At 55.7% G+C, this 18,837-nt stretch carries 16 protein-coding genes; 10 read left to right on the forward strand and 6 right to left on the reverse strand.

From position 1 onward, the window contains the following. Positions 1 to 507 carry a sigma-70 family RNA polymerase sigma factor gene (locus ACEWL3_RS02470; RefSeq protein ID WP_386177906.1) on the reverse strand — a complete coding sequence of 169 codons (507 nt, stop codon included), beginning with the start codon at positions 505 to 507 and terminating at the stop codon, positions 1 to 3. A 271-nt stretch (positions 508 to 778) separates the two neighbouring features. Here ACEWL3_RS02470 and ACEWL3_RS02475 point away from each other — a divergent pair, with 271 nt between their 5' ends. The 5 genes from ACEWL3_RS02475 to ACEWL3_RS02495 are packed head-to-tail and all read left to right on the forward strand — an operon-like array spanning position 779 to position 5,390. Continuing rightward, entirely contained in the window at positions 779 to 2,098 is a 1,320-nt protein-coding gene (locus ACEWL3_RS02475; RefSeq protein WP_386177448.1) for an NAD(P)/FAD-dependent oxidoreductase, read from the forward strand. Between the two features lie 10 nt (positions 2,099 to 2,108). Further along, a complete protein-coding gene (locus ACEWL3_RS02480; RefSeq protein ID WP_386177449.1) occupies positions 2,109 to 2,867 on the forward strand; it encodes a DUF1365 domain-containing protein in 759 nt (252 codons plus the stop codon). Beyond that, on the forward strand, positions 2,864 to 4,099 hold the full coding sequence (locus ACEWL3_RS02485; protein WP_386177450.1) for an MFS transporter: 1,236 nt from the start codon (positions 2,864 to 2,866) through the stop codon (positions 4,097 to 4,099). The genes ACEWL3_RS02480 and ACEWL3_RS02485 overlap by 4 nt, the downstream gene beginning before the upstream one ends. Further along, positions 4,099 to 4,659, forward strand: coding sequence for a DUF3833 family protein (locus tag ACEWL3_RS02490; protein WP_386177451.1), 561 nt, complete (start codon positions 4,099 to 4,101; stop codon positions 4,657 to 4,659). The genes ACEWL3_RS02485 and ACEWL3_RS02490 overlap by 1 nt, the downstream gene beginning before the upstream one ends. Continuing rightward, positions 4,659 to 5,390, forward strand: a complete 732-nt coding sequence (locus ACEWL3_RS02495) for an SDR family NAD(P)-dependent oxidoreductase (RefSeq protein WP_386177452.1) — start codon at positions 4,659 to 4,661, stop codon at positions 5,388 to 5,390. The genes ACEWL3_RS02490 and ACEWL3_RS02495 overlap by 1 nt, the downstream gene beginning before the upstream one ends. 4 nt (positions 5,391 to 5,394) lie before the next feature. Here ACEWL3_RS02495 and ACEWL3_RS02500 read toward each other — a convergent pair whose 3' ends face one another. The 3 genes from ACEWL3_RS02500 to ACEWL3_RS02510 are packed head-to-tail and all read right to left on the reverse strand — an operon-like array spanning position 5,395 to position 7,738. Next, a complete protein-coding gene (locus ACEWL3_RS02500; RefSeq protein ID WP_386177453.1) occupies positions 5,395 to 6,450 on the reverse strand; it encodes a saccharopine dehydrogenase in 1,056 nt (351 codons plus the stop codon). A 2-nt stretch (positions 6,451 to 6,452) separates the two neighbouring features. Next, positions 6,453 to 7,073: a glutathione S-transferase family protein gene (locus ACEWL3_RS02505; RefSeq protein ID WP_386177454.1), complete on the reverse strand. Its 621-nt coding sequence runs from the start codon at positions 7,071 to 7,073 to the stop codon at positions 6,453 to 6,455. Between the two features lie 11 nt (positions 7,074 to 7,084). Continuing rightward, the gene (locus tag ACEWL3_RS02510) at positions 7,085 to 7,738 is read right to left on the reverse strand and encodes a histidine phosphatase family protein (protein WP_386177455.1); all 654 of its coding nucleotides are present in this window, start codon (positions 7,736 to 7,738) and stop codon (positions 7,085 to 7,087) included. 207 nt (positions 7,739 to 7,945) lie between these two features. Here ACEWL3_RS02510 and fdhF point away from each other — a divergent pair, with 207 nt between their 5' ends. Continuing rightward, complete coding sequence (gene fdhF, locus ACEWL3_RS02515) at positions 7,946 to 10,714, forward strand: formate dehydrogenase subunit alpha (protein WP_386177456.1); 2,769 nt, start codon at positions 7,946 to 7,948, stop codon at positions 10,712 to 10,714. Positions 10,715 to 10,829: 115 nt separating this feature from the next. Further along, the gene (locus ACEWL3_RS02520; protein WP_386177457.1) at positions 10,830 to 12,020 is read left to right on the forward strand and encodes a Zn-dependent hydrolase; all 1,191 of its coding nucleotides are present in this window, start codon (positions 10,830 to 10,832) and stop codon (positions 12,018 to 12,020) included. Here ACEWL3_RS02520 and ACEWL3_RS02525 read toward each other — a convergent pair. Beyond that, positions 12,017 to 12,718, reverse strand: a complete 702-nt coding sequence (locus ACEWL3_RS02525) for a response regulator transcription factor (protein ID WP_114877062.1) — start codon at positions 12,716 to 12,718, stop codon at positions 12,017 to 12,019. The two genes, ACEWL3_RS02520 and ACEWL3_RS02525, sit on opposite strands and share 4 nt — an antisense overlap. Further along, positions 12,715 to 14,625: a PAS-domain containing protein gene (locus tag ACEWL3_RS02530; protein ID WP_386177458.1), complete on the reverse strand. Its 1,911-nt coding sequence runs from the start codon at positions 14,623 to 14,625 to the stop codon at positions 12,715 to 12,717. The genes ACEWL3_RS02525 and ACEWL3_RS02530 overlap by 4 nt, the downstream gene beginning before the upstream one ends. 168 nt (positions 14,626 to 14,793) lie before the next feature. Here ACEWL3_RS02530 and ACEWL3_RS02535 point away from each other — a divergent pair, with 168 nt between their 5' ends. From ACEWL3_RS02535 to ACEWL3_RS02545, 3 genes are read left to right on the forward strand one after another with little or no spacing between them, the layout of a single operon-like run. Continuing rightward, positions 14,794 to 16,779: an AMP-binding protein gene (locus ACEWL3_RS02535; RefSeq protein ID WP_386177459.1), complete on the forward strand. Its 1,986-nt coding sequence runs from the start codon at positions 14,794 to 14,796 to the stop codon at positions 16,777 to 16,779. Positions 16,780 to 16,784: 5 nt separating this feature from the next. Next, entirely contained in the window at positions 16,785 to 17,603 is an 819-nt protein-coding gene (locus tag ACEWL3_RS02540; RefSeq protein WP_386177908.1) for an ABC transporter ATP-binding protein, read from the forward strand. 48 nt (positions 17,604 to 17,651) lie between these two features. Next, entirely contained in the window at positions 17,652 to 18,659 is a 1,008-nt protein-coding gene (locus tag ACEWL3_RS02545) for a branched-chain amino acid ABC transporter permease (protein ID WP_386177460.1), read from the forward strand. The last annotated feature ends 178 nt before the right edge of the window (positions 18,660 to 18,837 follow it).

An 18,837-nucleotide genomic window follows, 5' to 3' on the forward strand; every position in this document is an offset into this window, starting at 1 on the left:
TCACTTCATAGCGTGGCGTAAACGTTCAAGCGCCAGTCGAATACGGGATTTGATCGTGCCCAACGGCAGACCGGTGATTTTCGCAATTTCAGCTTGGCTAAGATCGCCAAAATAGGCCTTTTCGATCAGCTCACGCTGCGCATCAGGCAAGGCAATCATCGCCGCCTTGAGTTGTTCGGTTTCTTGCATCAGCGTAATCGTGTCAGCCTGATCCGGTTCCGGCTCAGGTCCCCATGTCAATTCTTCCGGTTCAGGACGCCGCTGCCGTCGCAACATGTCGATGCGGCGATTTCGGGCGATGGTAAAAATCCACGTGGCAACCGAGGCGCGCGTCGGGTCGAATTGACCCGACTTGTGCCAAAGGGTTGTCATTACATCCTGTGCACATTCCTCGGCCATTGCGGCATCGGCACCGGACTTGATCAAGAACCCTTTGATGCGCGGCGCGAAATGGGTGAAGAGCGCGGCAAACGCTTTGCGATCTTTCTGGTCCCGAACGCGCAGCATCTCGGCGACCCAATCTGCGTTCTGTGACTTCTGCTCCACCGACAATTTTCCAAACCCCGACAACTTGCCGCCCCACGACGCACAGGGACCCGCAACAGTCAGAGTGGCGGGCCGGGGCCGAGATTGCAATGTATGTGTCGAGGCGTTCATATCCAGAATACGTGACACATCGCGGGATGGATCAATTTCTTTCAAACTCTTTTGCATCCATCCGTGTGGTTGGTGCGTATATTAAGCAAAAGACTAAGAATGCACGGGAATAAAATAGCTTATGCCAATCGAAGCAGCGACCAATGGTCCCTTTGCCTCCTCCAAAAAACAACGCAACATCGCCGTGATCGGTGCCGGCATCTCAGGGATGGGGGCGGCGCATCTGTTGGGTGGCAACCACCGCGTAACATTGTTTGAGGCAGGCAAAAAAATTGGCGGTCACGCAAGGACAGTCATAGCGGGAAAAAACGGTGATCAACCAGTAGATACCGGGTTTATCGTTTTTAATTATGCCAATTATCCATATCTAGCCGGACTTTTTGCCGAACTTGACGTCCCTGTGGTTAAATCAAACATGAGCTTTGGGGCCTCCATTGACGGCGGGCGGTTTGAATATGCGCTGACCAGCCTCGACGCTGTTTTTGCGCAGCGCCGAAATCTATTGAACCCGGCGTTCATAGGCATGTTGCGGGATATTTTTCGTTTCAACAAACACGCATTGAAAATTGCCAAGGATCAGAACCTCACCATCGCCGAGTTCTTGTCGCTATTGGGCACTGGGCGCTATTTCCGAGATTATTATCTTGCACCGTTGTCAGGCGCGATCTGGTCCACACCCACCGACAAGATCATGGATTTCCCCGCCCATGCGATGATTAATTTTTTCGAAAACCACGCGTTGCTGAATTATTCGGGTCAGCATCAGTGGTACACCGTCAAAGGCGGCTCCCAGGAATATGTGACGCGGTTGGATCATGCGATGCGCAACAAGGGTGTCGACATTCGCCTGAACGCCGCTGTGCAGGGGGTGCGCCGCATGCCATTGGGCGCCGAGATCAAGACGTGGGGTGGGGAATGGGAACAATTTGACGAGGTCATCTTCGCAACCCACTCTGATGACACGCTCGGGATGCTGACAGACGCAAAACCATACGAACAACGCAGCTTGGGTGCGATCAAGTATCAACCGAATGAGATCACCCTGCATGCCGATACTTCCATCATGCCCAAACGCCGATCCACCTGGGCCTCTTGGGTTTATACCGAAGATGGCAATGCGAAATCTGACAAGATTGACTTGACCTATTGGATGAATTCCCTGCAACCGATCCCCATGGACGACTTGCATTTTGTGACCCTCAACACAGAACGCACCATCCGCGAAGAGTTGATCTATGATCAGACAACGTTGCGCCATCCGGTCTATGACCTTGCGGCACTATCGGCACAAAGGGAAATCGCGACATTCAATGGCACAGATAACACCTGGTTCTGCGGCGCATGGATGCGCAATGGGTTCCACGAAGACGGGCTGGCCAGTGCCGTCGAAGTTGCACACAGCATCGAAGGTGCGGCAGGCCTGACGATGGCAGCAGAGTGATGATGGAACCATGACGGCAACAGTCGATCATATCGCAGGTCATACGTTTCACGGCCGCAAAGGCGCGGTTGAAAATGCGTTTCGATATTCCATTGACTATGTGCTTTGCGATGCAGAGGTGCCTGTAACCACGCCCCTGCTGTTTGGCCGCAACAAAGCGGGTGTTTCATCGCTTCAGGACGTGGACCATGGCGGTGCGCCCAAGCAGGGGCGGGGCGCACCGTGGGTGCGTGACGTACTGCTGGTACATAATGTGGAGGGTGTAGATAAGATTGAACTTTTGGCCCAACCGCGTGTTCTGGGCCATGTCTTTAACCCAGTCAGTTTTTGGCTCTGTCGCCGTGACGGGGCATTGATTGCGGTCATCGCCGAGGTTTCCAACACGTATGGGGACCGTCACTGCTATCTCTGTCATCACGACGATCTGCGCCCCATCGCGGCTGATGATCATCTGCATGCAACAAAGATATTTCATGTCTCGCCATTCCAGCCGGTGACGGGGTCTTATACATTTCGATTTGATATTCGAGACGACCGCATTGGGATATGGATCGATTATACCGCGGGCAATGGCGGCCTGATCGCAACACTCACCGGCACCCGTAAGCCCCTGACAAATTCGGGAATATTGCACGCACTCTGGCGACGTCCTTTTGGGGCGCGGCGGGTGTTGACGTTGATCCACTGGCAAGCGGTCAAACTCTGGTGGAAGGGTGCCACCTTCCGACCCCGCCCCACGCCCCCGGAAAAAGAAGTCACGCGGGGATGACGGCACGTTCACAACGATTGCCGTCTTATGCGTTGTTCGCCGCTTTGCTGTCTGCTGCGGGTTTGCCGATCTACATTCACGCGCCCAAATTCTTTGTCGATGAATATGGCGTGTCGTTGGCAGCACTCGGGGCCGTTCTTTTTGGCTTGCGACTGCTTGATGTGGTGCAAGATCCGTTGCTCGGGAGGTTGTCAGAAGCTTTGCGCCACCAACGCGGATTGGCGGTAGGGATTGCCGCCGCCATCATGGCCATGGCGATGTTTGGTTTGTTCGCCCTCAACCCCTTGGGATCACCATTGATCTGGTTTGGCGCTATGCTGACCCTGGTCTTTTCTGCGTTCAGTTTTTTGACAATCTGTTTTTATGCCCAAGGTGTGGCAAAGGCCGATCTGATGCCCGGCAAAGGGCATCTTGAACTGGCGCGGTGGCGCGAAACGGGCGCGCTTTTGGGCATTTGCGTTGCGTCTGTGACACCTGTGGGACTGGGGGTTTGGCTTGACGCTCCCTTTGCCGGATTTGCGGCAGGGTTCATCGTGCTGGCCGGGGCAGCCGTCTGGTCCATGCGCGATGAATGGCGGGACGCCGATCTGCCAACGACAACGGGTTTCGCAACCGTCCTGCGCGATCCGATTGCACGGACACTGTTGCTGATCGCACTGTTTAACGCGGCACCGGTTGCCGTTAGCTCAACACTCTTTCTCTTCTTCGTTGAGATCGCGCTGGAGGCACCTGGTTTTGAGGGGCCTTTGCTGCTTTTGTTCTTTCTGAGCGCTGCTGTTGCGGCACCGTTCTGGGGATTGGTTGCCGAGCGATTTGGCGGCAAGCGGATTCTGCTTGTTGCGATGGTGCTTGGCATTGCGGCATTCGGCGGGGCGCTGTTTCTGGGTCCAGGGGATGTTTGGCTGTTCGTCATCGTCTGCGCGGCCTCTGGTGCGGTGCTGGGGGCTGACATGACGTTGTTGCCCGCGCTTTTTGCGACGCGTATGGCCAAAATATCACCCTCAGCGGCCATCGGCTTTGGCTTATGGTCGTTTGTTTCAAAGTTCACATTGGCTTTGGCGGCTGTTGCCCTACTTCCTTTACTGGAGGGTGCGGGATTGCAGTCTGGGTCTGGCGAAAGCCCTCAAGAAGCAGTGCAACTGCTGATCTGGCTTTATGCCGGTGTACCCTGCATGCTGAAACTAATTGCCATTGCGCTGTTGGGCAGCGTCAAAGAGATTGGGGATAGCTGATGGAAGCTTTTTTGTGGTTCATGATCGGTCTGTGCATTGCAGTCTCGCTTGTTTTCGTGCGCCGGAGATATGCAGAATTTCCCGGCCAGAGCCCGCAAGACTATGACGATGGTTTCCCCGCGTTTTCCCTAAAGGAACATCTCAATGGTGAGATGATCTGTGAAGGTATTATTTTTGGTCCGATGGGCAGGATGACAAGTTCGTTTGTCGCGGATTTCAACATCACCTGGGATGGCGATACCGGCGTGATGGCTGAAGAGTTTCGATACAACGACGGCTCGACCCAGCTTCGCCAATGGACGATCACCATGGGCGAGGATGGGCACTTTACAGCCGCCGCACCTGACGTTCCGGGCAAGGGGCGCGGTGTTCAGGCCGGGTCAGCCGTGCAAATGCGGTATAAGATCAAGCTGCCAGAAGATGTGGGCGGACATGTCCTGAACACGGTCGACTGGATGTATCTTACCCCAGACGGAACAATTGTTAATCGCAGCCAGTTTCGGAAATTCGGATTTAAGGTCGCTGAACTGGTGGCCACGATCCGCCCCAAGGAGAAGTAATGAAGAACTGGCAATCAAAGCGGTATTGGCTTGTGGGGGCGAGCGATGGGTTGGGTGCGGCCCTTGCCCATAAACTCAGCCGGGCTGGCGCCGAGGTGATCGTCTCTGCGCGCTCAGAGGATAAACTGAATGACCTGGTCGCTGCATTGCCCGGTCGCGCCTCTGCGCAAACCATTGATGTGGCTGACGATGCGAGCGTCGCTGCGGCGGCCAAGGCAGTAGGCCAGATCGACGGGATTGTCTTTTTGGCAGGTGTCTATTGGCCATTTGGGGCCACGGAATGGGACGCCGAAAAAGCGACGGCAATGGCAGACGTTAACTTTACCGGGCTGTTGCGGGTGATGGGGCAGATCGTACCCGATATGGTCGCCCGTGATCAGGGTCACATCGTGATCACCTCAAGCCTGACCGGATTTCGAGGGCTGCCGGGTTCGATCGGGTACACCGCATCCAAGGCCGCGACGATGTCACTGGCGGAATGTATGTATGCCGATCTGCACAAGACCGGCGTGCAGGTGCAGGTCATCAATCCCGGCTTTATCAAGACACAACTTACGGACAAGAATGACTTCAAAATGCCGTTTCTGATGGAAGCCGACGCCGCCGCCCAAGAGGTGTTTGAGCACATGAGTGGTGACAGCTTCAAAAAGAGTTTTCCATGGCTCTTTTCACTGGTGTTCCGAGGCGCACAGTTCTTGCCAGATTGGCTATATTATCGAATTTTCGCCTGATTGGTCAGACGCGTTTGACATGATCGTTGAAGAGGCGTTTGGCGCGTGACCACGTGCCACCGAGATCCTGCCCAAAGTCCAGCAACGTCGGCAGCAGTTGTCCCGCAAAGTCCTCTGAGCTTTCACGTGGCAACATCGAAGGCAGGTTATCGATGGCCATGACATCCAGCGGCGGATCGTCGTGCACGCGCAGCGCGGGTGCCGCCCAAGTGGTTGCACGGTCATAGACCTGGACCGGGTTGAAGTCGCTGTCAGGATCGCAGGCAATGTCGCCAATCACCCGCAATCTGCGTGCTGCCTTGGGCGCATCCGGGCGCACGAAGGCAGGCGTGGTTGGACCGGCCAGAATGCAATTGAAGAACAAATCATGGTCGAGGATTTCAGGAAATGGACCGCCACTTTTTGTTTCGGCCATGTCCCATTCCGTGACCGTCACCCCCATCGCGCGACATAAGTCTGCAGCCCCGGTGCCAACCCTGCCCAAAGCGCCAATGATCAGCGCCGTCTTTGGGGGTGCCCCGGCGGCCTTGAGTTCTTCCGCCAGGGCAAGTTTGAGTGCTTGAGCGCTCGGATAAGGAGCGACGTGCGCCGCGACCACACCGCGCTGTTGAGCGGCCCAGCATTTGAGCGTGACAGCGGCACCGGCAAATCCGGCCCAATACCCGAACGCGGCGACGCGGCGGCCGGTGTCATTGGTAAGATACTCCAGATCAAGCAAGGTGCCGCCCCCCGCCTTGAACCGTTGCAACAGCGTGCGTCCGGCTGATTGTCCTTTGTAGGCATGGCCAAACATGATGTGGCAATGCGGCAGGGCAGTGCCATCGTCGGGCAATTCCTTGAGGCCAAAAATCACGGCGTCGCTTGGTGCGTCAGGCCAGCTGTGTTCGCGTGCAATAGTACAGCCTGCGTCGACGTAGCCTTGGGTTGCGATGGCGCGTGTGTCTGATGCTTCGACAGTGACCTTGAAACCGGCTTTCAGCAGCGTCGCTGCGCCGTCAGGTGTCAGGCCAACCCGTGTCTCATTTGCGCGTTGTTCAGCGCGTACCCAGATATGTGTCATGCTCACAACATTCCCAATTTGCGGACGGCCTTAACGCTGTCGCGGGTTTCCATACGGTTCAAAAAGGCGTCGATCTTGGGAAAACCAGCACGTGGTACGCCGTCACCTTCCATCCAATTGCACACCACAAAGAGATAGGGGTCAGCGAGGCTGATCTGGTCGCCTGTCACAAAGTCACCGCGCAGGCATTCGGCCTCAACATAAGCGGCACAGGCAGCAACGGTTTGGGGGACTTTCGCTTTCATGTCATCAAAACTGGATTGCTGATCTGCCCAGCGGCTGCCGCGCATTTTGTGGGCATGAGCGACATGCATGGTTGAGGCCAGATAATACATCACGCTGCGCATATGTGCGGCGACCTCAGTATCCTGAGGGACCAAATCCGCAGCGGGGGTAAGGGTGGCAATATAGTCAAGCACCGCCCCGGTTTCGGTCAGTATCGTGCCTTTGGATGTCACCAGTGCCGGAACACGGCCCTTTGGGTTTATCGCCAGATAGTCCGGCTTGGTCTGAGCCGCCGCTGCGAAGTCAACTTTGATCGGTTCATAATCGAGCCCGGCCTCCTGTAAGGCGATGGCAACAGCGATGGAAATCGTTCCGGGGGCGTAAAATAGTTTGAGCATCGGGATGCCTTTCATATATGCGTTTGCGCTACGCGCCGTTCGGGCGTGTCCAGATGCGGTACGGCATTGAACAATACCGGCGACCAGTGACCGCCGATCGGGAAAAGACGATGCATCGACGTATGCATTATTGCCAGGGCGATACGTGACATGGCCGGAATACCAAGCCCCATCGCCTGTGCCATCACCATCGAGATCAACCCGCCCGAGGTAACGATCAGCGCGGGGCCGTGGCCTGCGGATATGTCGTGCAACACGGTTTGAATCCGCTCTTCGAAATTGCTGTAACTCTCGGGCGGGTTTTCTATTTTTCCGGATTTCCAGAAATCGAAAACCTGCGGCAAATGGCTGGAAAACGCGCCCTGTTCAGTCGGAAACGGGATTGCATGCTGTTCTTCCATCAATGTGGCGAGCGTGAAATACTCCAACTCGTTAAGTCGCGCATCGCGGATCGGCTCAAGCCCTGTTTCCATGCCATTTGCCGTTTCAATATGGCGGGTCAATGTGCCGGTATAAAGCCGCGTATGATGGGTGCCGGTGTCGCGCAGATAACTGCCCAGCCATACCGCCTGTTCATGGCCAAGATCGCTCAGTTTATCGTAGCTCACCTCGTCTTTGGCCGCTGAATTGGCCTGACCGTGACGGATAAGAGTGATGTGAGACATGAAGTGCAGCTCCTTTGGTGCTTTGATAGGTGAGGTGGTGACGCAATGAAAGTGCGGGATCGGTATTTGTAAAAGAGTGAAATGAAAAAGGCGTCTTCTTGATTGTGATCTGTTTGGCGCAAAACTTTGGCAGGGTGTCGGGATTGGGACTCCTGATCTTGTCTGGAATTAGGTATAGGGTGAAGCAAGACATCCCGGGAGTATACCATGTCAGACAAGATCACCTTTACGCTGGACGGCGAAAAAGTCGAAGCCGAGGCGGGCCTGACTATCTGGGAGGTGGCGAATGGCAGGGGGCTGATCATTCCGCATCTGTGCCATAAACCTGCGCCGGGATACCGCCCTGATGGCAATTGCCGCGCCTGCATGGTCGAGATCGAGGGCGAGCGCACATTGGCCGCGTCTTGTATCCGCGAGCCCAGCGATGGCATGGTCGTGACCACAAACAATGCGCGTGCTGTGAATGCGCGCAAGATGGTGGTTGAGCTGTTGATGGCCGATCATCCGGACCAAGAGGTTGCCCATGACAAGTCGAGCCATATGTGGGACATGGCGGCGATGAACGGCGTTGAGGCCAGCCGGTTTCCCAAGTTGGAAGAAGGCCGTATTCCGCTGCTTGATGACAGCCACGTCGCGATGTCGGTGAACCTTGATGCCTGTATCCAATGTGGGCTGTGTGTGCGGGCCTGTCGCGAAGTTCAGGTCAACGATGTGATCGGTATGTCGGGTCGTGGGCATGATACATACCCGACCTTTGACATAGCGGACCCGATGGGGGCGTCCACCTGTGTGGCCTGCGGTGAATGTGTGCAGGCCTGCCCGACCGGGGCATTGATGCCCGCTGCTGTGATGGATGAAAATCAGGTGGGCGACAGCGCCGATTTTGACAGTGAAGTCGAAAGTATTTGCCCATTCTGCGGTGTCGGTTGCCAGATTTCGCTGAAGGTGAAAGACGGAAAAGTTAAGTACGTGGATGGCATCAATGGCCCCGCGAACGAGGGGCGTTTGTGTGTTAAAGGGCGGTTCGGGTTTGATTACATCCACCATGATCACCGTCTGACCAAACCGCTGATCCGGCGTAAGGATGCACCTGCCAAGGGGCTGAATGTGGATCCCGGCAACTGGGCTGAATTTTTTCGGGAAGCATCCTGGGATGAAGCACTGGATTTCGCCGCCAAGGGTCTGAAAGACATTGGCGGGCGCGGTGTTGCGGGCTTTGGTTCAGCCAAATGCACCAACGAAGAGGCCTATCTTTTCCAGAAAATGATCCGCCAGGGATTTGGTCATAACAACGTCGATCACTGCACGCGTCTGTGCCATGCTTCATCTGTTGCGGCGCTGATGGAAAATGTGGGCTCGGGTGCTGTGACAGCGACCTTTAACCAGATCGAAAATTCCGATGTGGCGATTGTGATCGGGGCGAACCCGGTTGAAAACCATCCCGTCGCTGCGACCTATTTCAAGCAGTTCACCAAGCGGGGTGGCAAGCTGATCGTTATGGACCCGCGCGGTGTCGGCTTGCGTCGGTTTGCGTCACATATGCTGCAATTCCGCCCCGGCACAGATGTGTCGATGCTGAACGCGATCATGCACGTGATTGTTGAAGAGAAGCTGTACGACGAGCAATACATAGCGGCTTATACAGAGAATTGGGAAGCCGAGAAGGAACATCTGAAAGACTTCTCACCAGAGAAAATGGCCGAAGTATGCGGGATCAAAGCGGACGTGCTGCGTGACGTGGCGCGCACCTTTGCCGGGGCCAATGCGGCGATGATTTTCTGGGGTATGGGTATTTCCCAGCACATCCACGGGACAGACAATTCACGCTGCTTGATTTCGCTGGCACTGATGACCGGTCAGGTGGGGCGTCCGGGTGCGGGCCTGCACCCGCTGCGCGGTCAGAACAATGTGCAAGGCGCGTCCGATGCCGGCCTGATCCCGATGTTCTTGCCAGATTATCAATCGGTGACGGATGACGGTGTGCGCTCGGCCTTTACGGATGTTTGGAAGTCTGAGGATTTCAGCAATGAAAAAGGGCTGACCGTCACCGAGATCATGGATGCGGTGCATGACGGTGATATTCGCGGCATGTATGTGCTGGGCGAAAACCCGGCGATGTCGGACCCGGATGTGGAACATGCGCGTGATGCACTTGCCAAGTTGGAACATCTGGTTGTGCAGGATATTTTCATCACCGAAACGGCAAACTATGCTGATGTGATCTTGCCTGCGTCCGCTTTTGCCGAAAAATCCGGGACTGTGACCAACACCAATCGGCAAGTTCAGATGGGCCGCGCCGCACTGGCCCCTCCCGGTGAAGCACGCGAGGATTGGTGGATCGAAGTTGAACTGGCCAAACGGCTGGGACTTGGGTGGACATATGAAAATCCGGCAGATGTCTTTGCCGAGATGAAGCTCAACATGAAATCATTGAAGAACATCACGTGGGAACGGTTGGAACGCGAGAACGCGGTCACTTATCCGTCGCTTTCCGCCACGGACCCCGGACAGCCGATTGTGTTCAGCGATGGATTTCCCCGCAAAGATGGCCGGGCAAAGTTTACGCCTGCATCCGTGATTGCACCTGACGATGTGCCAGACGCGCAATATCCAATGATTTTGACCACCGGTCGGCAATTGGAACATTGGCATACAGGATCCATGACGCGGCGTGCGTCGGTTTTGGATGGGTTGGAGCCTGAGGCGAATTGTTCGCTGCATCCAAGCACCCTGCGCAAGTTGGGCGTCTCACCCGGCGACCATGTGCGCCTGACCACCAAACGCGGCTCCATTGAGATCATGGCACGTGAGGACCGCGCTGTGTCACCCGACATGGTGTTTTTACCATTCGCTTATGTCGAGGCCGCGGCAAATATCCTGACCAATCCAGCGGTCGATCCTTACGGGAAAATCCCGGAGTTCAAGTTTTCAGCGGTGAAGGTCGAGGCGGTCGCACAGCAGGTTGCAGCGGAGTAATAGTAAAGCGCATCTCTTACACTCCTGCGGGACTGCGATGTTGATGAGGGAGTGATAATCCTCTTAGTTACTTCCTGCGATTTATGACCAAAGCAACCGGCAATAGGGAACGAGCATGAACGCAGAACGGTTTTTGAAAGATCTGAACCATTTGCGTTCTTTTGGCGCATCGGGTGTGGGAAAGGGTGTTGTCAGACCCGCCTATTCAGAGTCTGACATTGCTGCACGCAGATGGCTTGCAGAACGATTTGCCGAAGCCGGGTTACGTGTGGAAACCGATGAAATGGGCAATCTCTTTGGCCTTGCTGATGCACCTTCTCTTTTGATGGGGTCGCATTCCGACAGCCAGCCTGAGGGCGGCTGGTTGGACGGTGCGCTGGGCGTGATCGCCGCATTGGAAGTGGCGCGCAGCAGCCGTGAGACAGGGGGACCTGCAATTTCGGTGGTGTCTTTTCAGGATGAAGAAGGTCGCTTTGGTGTGACGACCGGATCGGCAGTCTGGGCGGGGCATTTGCCTTTGGCAGAGGCTGATTTGCTGACGGACCATGCAGGCATTCCTCTTGCCCAGGCGCGGCAGGCCATTGCTGGTATGGTGACCGGACCGGTGGATGCAACTCAATTTCAGGGGTTTATCGAACTGCATATTGAGCAAGGCCCGACGCTGGATCAAAGTGGGGAACAGATTGGCGTTGTGACGGATATTGTCGGTATCCGCGATATGAAGATAACATTTGAGGGCCAGCAGAACCACGCTGGCACCACGCCAATGCACCTGCGTAAAGACGCCTTTCAGGCGGTTTCGGCGTTTAACACGGCACTGAACGAGCGGTTTCGCAATGTTGTGACGCCCAGCACCGTGTGGACGGTTGGCCATCTCAGCCTGCACCCGAATGCGTCGTCAATTGTGCCGGGCAAAGCCGTGTTTTCCATGCAGTGGCGCGATGGTGATGTGGAACGTCTGTCCCGGATGGAGCAGATCATTCGGAACACAGCAGAAGAAATCGCGCAAGAGCGTGACATGGCGCTGACTTTTGGACCGCTGTTGGGGCTGGAGCCTGTGGCGATGGACGCCCGATTGCGTCAGGCGCTGATGCAGGGTGCGCAGGACATTGCCCCCGGCCAATGGCGTGAAATGCCATCCGGCGCGCTGCATGATGCAACAAATGTGTCGCGTCTTATGCCGGTGGCGATGCTGTTTGTGCCCTCAATCGGCGGCATAAGTCACGCGTTTGAAGAAGACACTGATGAGGCGGATTTGGTCGCTGGGGTTTCGGTTTTGGTGCGGGCCATCAAGCATCTGGCCTAACTCCACATGACATCGCCCAGAAAAATATAACCCGCCCCATATATTGTCTTGATAAGCTGTGGATTCTTAGGGTCCTCGCGCAGTTTTGTGCGCAGGCGCGAGATCCGGACGTCCATCGCGCGGTCAAAGCTTTCGGACGCAGCACCACCCAGACTGGTTTGCATTTGATCGCGGCTGATCAGGCGTTTCGGGCTTTCAAGGAACAGGCGCAACACCTCGCCTTCCGCATGGGAAAATCCGGTTTCGATCCCGGCTGAATCCTCCAGTACATATCTGTCAAAATGCGCTTTCCACCCATTGAATGATGCCGTGTTCCCTGCGTGGGTGGCTGATTTCGGGCTGCGCAGGCGGGCGCGGATACGGGCGACAACTTCGGCGGGATCAAAGGGTTTGATGATGTAATCATCGGCACCAAGTTCCAGACCGGTCACGCGGTCCTGAACCTGTGCGCGGCCAGAAATAATGATCACGATTGCACCCTGTTCCAGCGCCAGCCTATGGACCAAGGTCAACCCGTCCGTGTCAGGTAGTGACAGGTCAACAAGGCAGACGTCAGGCTGATGCGTGGCCAATGCCGCCTCAAAAGCGCGGGCGCGACCAAAGCAAAGCGTGTCAAACCCCGCTTCCTCCAGCACATCCGCCAGCATGGTTCGGATTTCAGGTTCATCATCAAGGATCGTGACAAGCGGGCGGGTCATTCCGGGACATCCTTTGCCGTAGAAATAAGCGCGGCCAGATCGACGGCATCAAAGGGTTTGCGCAGCACCGGGGCCAGCGTTTGGGCGGTGTGAAACAATGCATGATCCGCGGGCAGCGAAGTCATCAACACAAGCGGCATGTTCGTGCCGATGCGTGCCGCCAGGTCCAGACCGGTCGCCTCGCCAGTCAACTGGATGTCGGATACAACACTGGCAATATCGGGCAGATCGGCAAGCAGAGCCGTGGCTTCATCCGCGCTTGACGCCTCAATCACTGAATGACCCAGCGACATCAGCATGTCGCGGACGGTGGCACGGATGTCATCTTCGTCTTCCACGAGCAGTACCAGACCGGTCGTAGCGGCCAAGGCAACGCGGTACGGCAAGCGTAGGATCACCTTGGCACCGCCTTCGGATGCGTTGGCCAGTCGCAGGTCGCCGCCTGCAGTTTTGGTCATGTCATAGACCATGGAAAGGCCAAGCCCGGATCCTTCACTGCCCTTGGTGGTGAAAAATGGATCAAATCCGTGTTCGAGGGCCGAGGCCGAAAATCCGGGACCTGAATCCTGTATCCGCCATTCGATCCAGGTGTCATGCACCAGATGTTGCGAAAGCCTAATTGTCCCTGACGCACCGCACGCATCACGGGCATTGAGGATGAGATTAAGCAAGCTGTCCTGCACCTTGCCCTTGTCGATCAGGACAGGTGTATCGGGTACGAGGTTTTGCACAGATAAAAGAACGTTAGGCGGCAGCGTTGGCGTGGCGAGCGTCACTAAATCGTCAAGAAGGATACCAAGATCAGTTGCAGTGGGCCGCATTGCACGCGGACCCGTGACATCTGCGATAGAGCTTAGCAGTGTACCGCCGCGGCGCGCTGCGGTTAACGTACCCTCAATCAGCGGTGCCGCCTCGGACGGCAAATCATGCAGGCGGCCAAGGCGGGATTGCATCCCGAGAATAATGGTCAGTAGATTTGAGAAATCATGGGCAAGCCCCGAGATCATTTGGGCGGCCAATTCGCGTTTGCGGGTTTGTTGCAGGGCCACGCGATTTTGCGTTTCTTCGGTGACGTCCATCGACAAGATGTAAACGCCACCCCGGGTGTCAGGGGTAAACGCGGCCCGGATGCGGCGCGCACTGTCATTGTCGGTGAATTCCTTGACTGCCGCCGTCCCGCCATAGGCTTGCGCCAGTGCAGGGGCGATACGGCTGTGCGCGGATTTTCCCAAAGCCGTACTGATATGCAGCCCAACGATATTGCTGGGCCGTCCGGGAATAACCGACGACAGGCGGCGGTTGGAATAGGTGTAATGCCCTGCGCTGTTCACATGCGCGATGTGGGCAGGCATCATCTCGGTGGTGAGCCGGGTGCGCGCCTCTGATTCAGTCAGTTGGCGCTTGGTTTCTTCAAGCGTGGTGATCATCGCGGCCAGTTCGCGGTTGGTTGCGGACAATTGTTCGGCGTGGGTCAGCACTTGCGTAGACAGCGCATCAGAGCGGGCGCGTAAAAGCAGCTCTTGCTGTTTGGTGGCGGTGATATCGGTATAAACCGTCACCCACCCCCCCTGAGGCAGCGGCGACCCTTCGACGCTGATTGTGCGGCCATTGGCGCGGGTGCGTTCCATGTAATGCGGTTCAAATGCGCGGGCGATTTCAACGCGTTCAGTGACAAACGTGTCGATGTCATCAACCTGTCCATATTCGCCGCGACTGGCGAGGTGACGGATGGTATCCTGAAACGTGGCACCGGGGGTGACAAGGGTCGCTGGCAGGTCGAACATGGTTTGAAAGGGCGCGTTGCAGACGGCGAGCCGCAGGTCTTGATCATAGATGGTCAACGCCTGCGCAATCAGGTTCAATCCTGCGCTGGTCATTGCCTTGGTCTGATTGTCGGTGATCTGCATCTTCTATCGCTAGCACCCGGCGCGGGGTCAGAAAAGAGCGCAGTGCACACTGTTACAATTCGTAAGGATTGAGAAAACATCAGGAAAAAGTTGACCTTCACACCAAAGAGAACATCCTTGTGCAACAACAGAATCGCACGAGCGGTCGGATCTGCCGAAAAGGCAGACATGGGAGGACTACAATTGGCCACGCCTGAAACGCACGCTGATGGACCACAATCGGTTCCAGCGCTTTTGCACCGCAACGCAGAGCAATTCGCGGATGCGCCAGCGTACCGTGAAAAAGAATATGGCATTTGGCAAAGCTGGACATGGGCACAGACCCGTGATGAGGTCGAAGCCCTGGCGCTTGGTTTGCTTGATCTGGGCGTAAATGAGGGTGATTTTGTTGCGATAATTGGGCGCAACCGTCCCTATCTCTATTGGGCGATGATGGCTGCGGAAATGTGTGGCGCGGTGCCTGTGCCGCTTTATCAGGATGCCAACGCAGAAGAGATGGCATATGTCATGAACCACTGCGGTGCCCGGTTTGCCATCGTCGGCGATCAGGAGCAGGTGGACAAGATCCTTGAGGTGCAAGAAGGGCTGCCCGATTTTGAGCATATGATCTATCTCGACCCGCGGGGCTTGCGGAAATATGACCACAGCCATCTGCACCAGTATTCCCATATTCAGGATGCAGGCAGGGCCAAGCGCGACGAGCTTACCGAGGAGCTGACCGCGCGGCAGGAAAAGCTGGATTACGATAGCATCGGCGTCATGCTCTATACATCCGGCACAACCGGTCAGCCCAAGGGCGTCGTGCTGAGCAATCGCAACGTTATTGAGACTGCGAAATCGAGCTCTCAATTTGATGACCTGCGGCAAACCGACGATATTCTCGCCTATCTGCCGATGGCATGGGTGGGCGATTTCATCTTTTCTGTTGGGCAGGCGCTGTGGACTGGTTTCTGCACCAACTGTCCGGAAAGTGCCGATACCTTGCACGTGGACCTACGCGAGATTGGTCCGACCTATTATTTCGCGCCGCCGCGTGTTTTCGAAACGCAACTGACCAATGTGATGATCCGCATGGAGGATGCCAGCCGCTTCAAGAAATGGCTTTTTGACGTGTTTATGGCGCATGCCCGCAAAGTTGGCCCCGACATTCTTGATGGCAAATCGGTGTCTCAATGGGATCGGTTCAAATACAAACTGGGCGAAGTCTTTATCTATGGGCCGCTGAAAAACACATTGGGGTTCAGCCGGGTGCGTGTCGGCTATACGGCGGGCGAGGCAATCGGGCCTGAAATTTTTGATTTTTATCGATCCCTGGGGATCAACCTGAAACAGCTTTACGGTCAGACCGAAGCGACTGTGTTTATCACGGCGCAGCCTGATGGTGAGGTGCGCTCGGATACGGTCGGCGTGACCTGTCCCGGCGTCGAGTTGAAAATCGCTGACAATGGCGAGGTCTTTTACCGGTCGCCCGGCGTCTTTGTTGAGTATTACAAGAACCCCGAAAGCACCGCAGACACCAAAGATGCCGAAGGTTGGGTCGCCACCGGGGATGCTGGTTTCATCGAAGAAGGCAGTGGCCATTTGCGGATCATTGACCGGGCCAAGGATGTGGGCCAGATGGCCGATGGACGGCTCTTTGCGCCCAAGTATGTTGAGAATAAGCTTAAATTCTTTCCGAATATTCTTGAGACAGTTGTGTTCGGCAACGGCCGTACGGAATGCACGGCGTTTATCAACATCGACCTGACAGCCGTGGGCAATTGGGCAGAGCGCAAGAACATCGGCTATGCATCCTATCAGGAACTTGCGCGTCACCCTCAGGTAATGGACACAATTCAGTCCCACGTCGAAGACGTGAACCGCTCTGTCGCCGAGGACGAAATGTTGTCGGGCTGTCAGATTCATCGCTTTGTGGTCTTGCACAAGGAATTGGACGCGGACGATGGCGAGTTGACCCGCACCCGAAAGGTGCGTCGCAAGATCATTGGCGAAAAATATGCTGACATTATCGCCGCACTTTATGATGGGTCCAAATCTGTGAGCACGGAGACCGAAGTGACATATGAGGATGGCCGCAAGGGCAGCATCAAAGCAACGCTGGAAATTCGGGAAGCCAAGGTCGTACCGGTTGCCGCAAAGATGGCAGCGGAATGAGTGATATGAACATGGCAAATGAAAGCTTTACCACAGCAGATGGCCGCACCATCGGACCTGTTCTGATGGAGATGAAAAACATCACCCTGCGCTTTGGTGGGGTGGAGGCGATCAAGGATATTTCCTTTGATATTCGCGAAGGTGAAATTCGCGCAATTATCGGCCCAAATGGTGCCGGAAAGTCATCAATGCTGAATGTTATCAGTGGCTTCTATATCCCTCAGGAGGGCGAGGTCTGGTATCAGGGTGCCCGCCGACCGCCGATGAAACCGTTTCAAGTGGCCGAACAGGGGATTGCACGGACCTTTCAAAACATCGCCTTGTTCGAAGGGATGACAGTGCTGGATAACGTCATGACCGGGCGATTGACCCACATGAAAACCGGCATGCTGGCCCAGTCGATCTGGAAGGGGCAAGCGGAGCGGGAAGAAATAGAAAACCGTGAAGTCGCTGAAAAGATTATTGATTTTCTGGAAATTCAGGCGATCCGCAAGACGCCCGTCGCCCGCCTGCCTTATGGCCTGAAAAAGCGGGTTGAACTGGCGCGGGCGCTGGCCGCGGAGCCGTCGTTGCTTTTGCTGGACGAGCCGATGGCGGGCATGAACGTCGAGGAAAAAGAGGACATGAGCCGCTTTATTCTGGATGTGAACGACGAATTTGGCACCACGATTGCGCTGATAGAGCATGACATGGGCGTGGTGATGGACCTGAGCGACCGTGTGGTCGTGATGGATTACGGCAAGAAGATCGGCGATGGGACACCATCAGACGTGCGCAATAATCAGGAGGTCATTGATGCCTATCTGGGGGTGGCCCATGACTGATTTTATTCGTCGGTATGTTGTCGGTATCGCGTCAGTGGAGAATGACCAATGAATGAACAGCTGGCCTATACCATTGAAGTGTTCGCAAACGGCCTGATGGCGGGGGTGCTTTACGCGCTGGTCGCCCTTGGGTTTGTCCTAATCTACAAAGCGTCCGGGATCTTCAATTATGCCCAGGGGGTGATGGCGCTGTTTGCGGCGATGACGTTGGTCGGAATTCAAAACGGGCAGGTGCCGTTTGCGCATCTGATCAATGCGATTTTTGGAACGGAGGTGCACCATTTTGGCTGGCATGTGCATTCGTTCCTCGCCATCGCCCTGACGGTTATTGTGATGATTGCGCTGGCCTGGATGGTGCAGAAGTTCGTGTTCAAACATCTGGTGGGCCAGGAGCCGATCATCCTGTTCATGGCGACCATCGGTCTGGCCTATTTCCTCGAAGGGGTGGCCGACCTGATGTGGGGGTCCGAGATCAAGTCGCTGAATGTCTGTGCGGCCGAAGGCACCTGTTTGCCGCAGGGCATGAATGTCTGGCTTGAAAGCACGACATACGAGGCGCTGGGATATGGGTTCTTTATTGATAACCTTGATATCGTCGCCAGCATTGTCGCCGCCATTCTGGTGATCGGACTGGTGATGTTCGCGCAATACACCAAGCAGGGTCGCGCGATGCGGGCGGTGGCGGATGACCATCAGGCAGCACTGTCGGTTGGTGTATCGCTGAACTTTATCTGGGTGTTGGTGTGGTCGTTGGCCGGGTTCGTCGCGCTGGTCGCGGGCATCATGTGGGGCGCTAAGTCTGGCGTGCAATTCTCGCTGTCACTGATCGCATTGAAGGCGTTGCCGGTGCTGATGCTGGGTGGGTTCACGTCAATCCCCGGCGCAATTGTTGGCGGGTTGATCATCGGGGTTGGTGAAAAGCTATTCGAATTCCTGATCGGTGCCCCGTTCCTTGGTGGCGCGACTGAGAACTGGTTTGCCTACATGTTAGCGCTTTTGTTCTTGGTGTTCCGTCCGCAAGGCCTGTTTGGGGAGAAGATCATTGAGCGGGTTTAAGAGCTTTTTCCTCAGACCCGCGCGGAAACCTTTTTGGGAGAAGGCGCGTGGCGAAGGTCTTCTCGGAATGAAGAGTTTTTTGGGTGGCATTATCTGTCTGATAATTGCTTTTTTCATAACCCTTCTGGTCAGTGGGGACAGCCATGGGCCAGTCGCAGTCCTCACAGGAAAAGCAGGA

The organism is Sulfitobacter sediminivivens, assembly GCF_042611115.2.
In the GTDB taxonomy this organism is placed as follows: Bacteria; Pseudomonadota; Alphaproteobacteria; order Rhodobacterales; family Rhodobacteraceae; genus Sulfitobacter; species Sulfitobacter sediminivivens.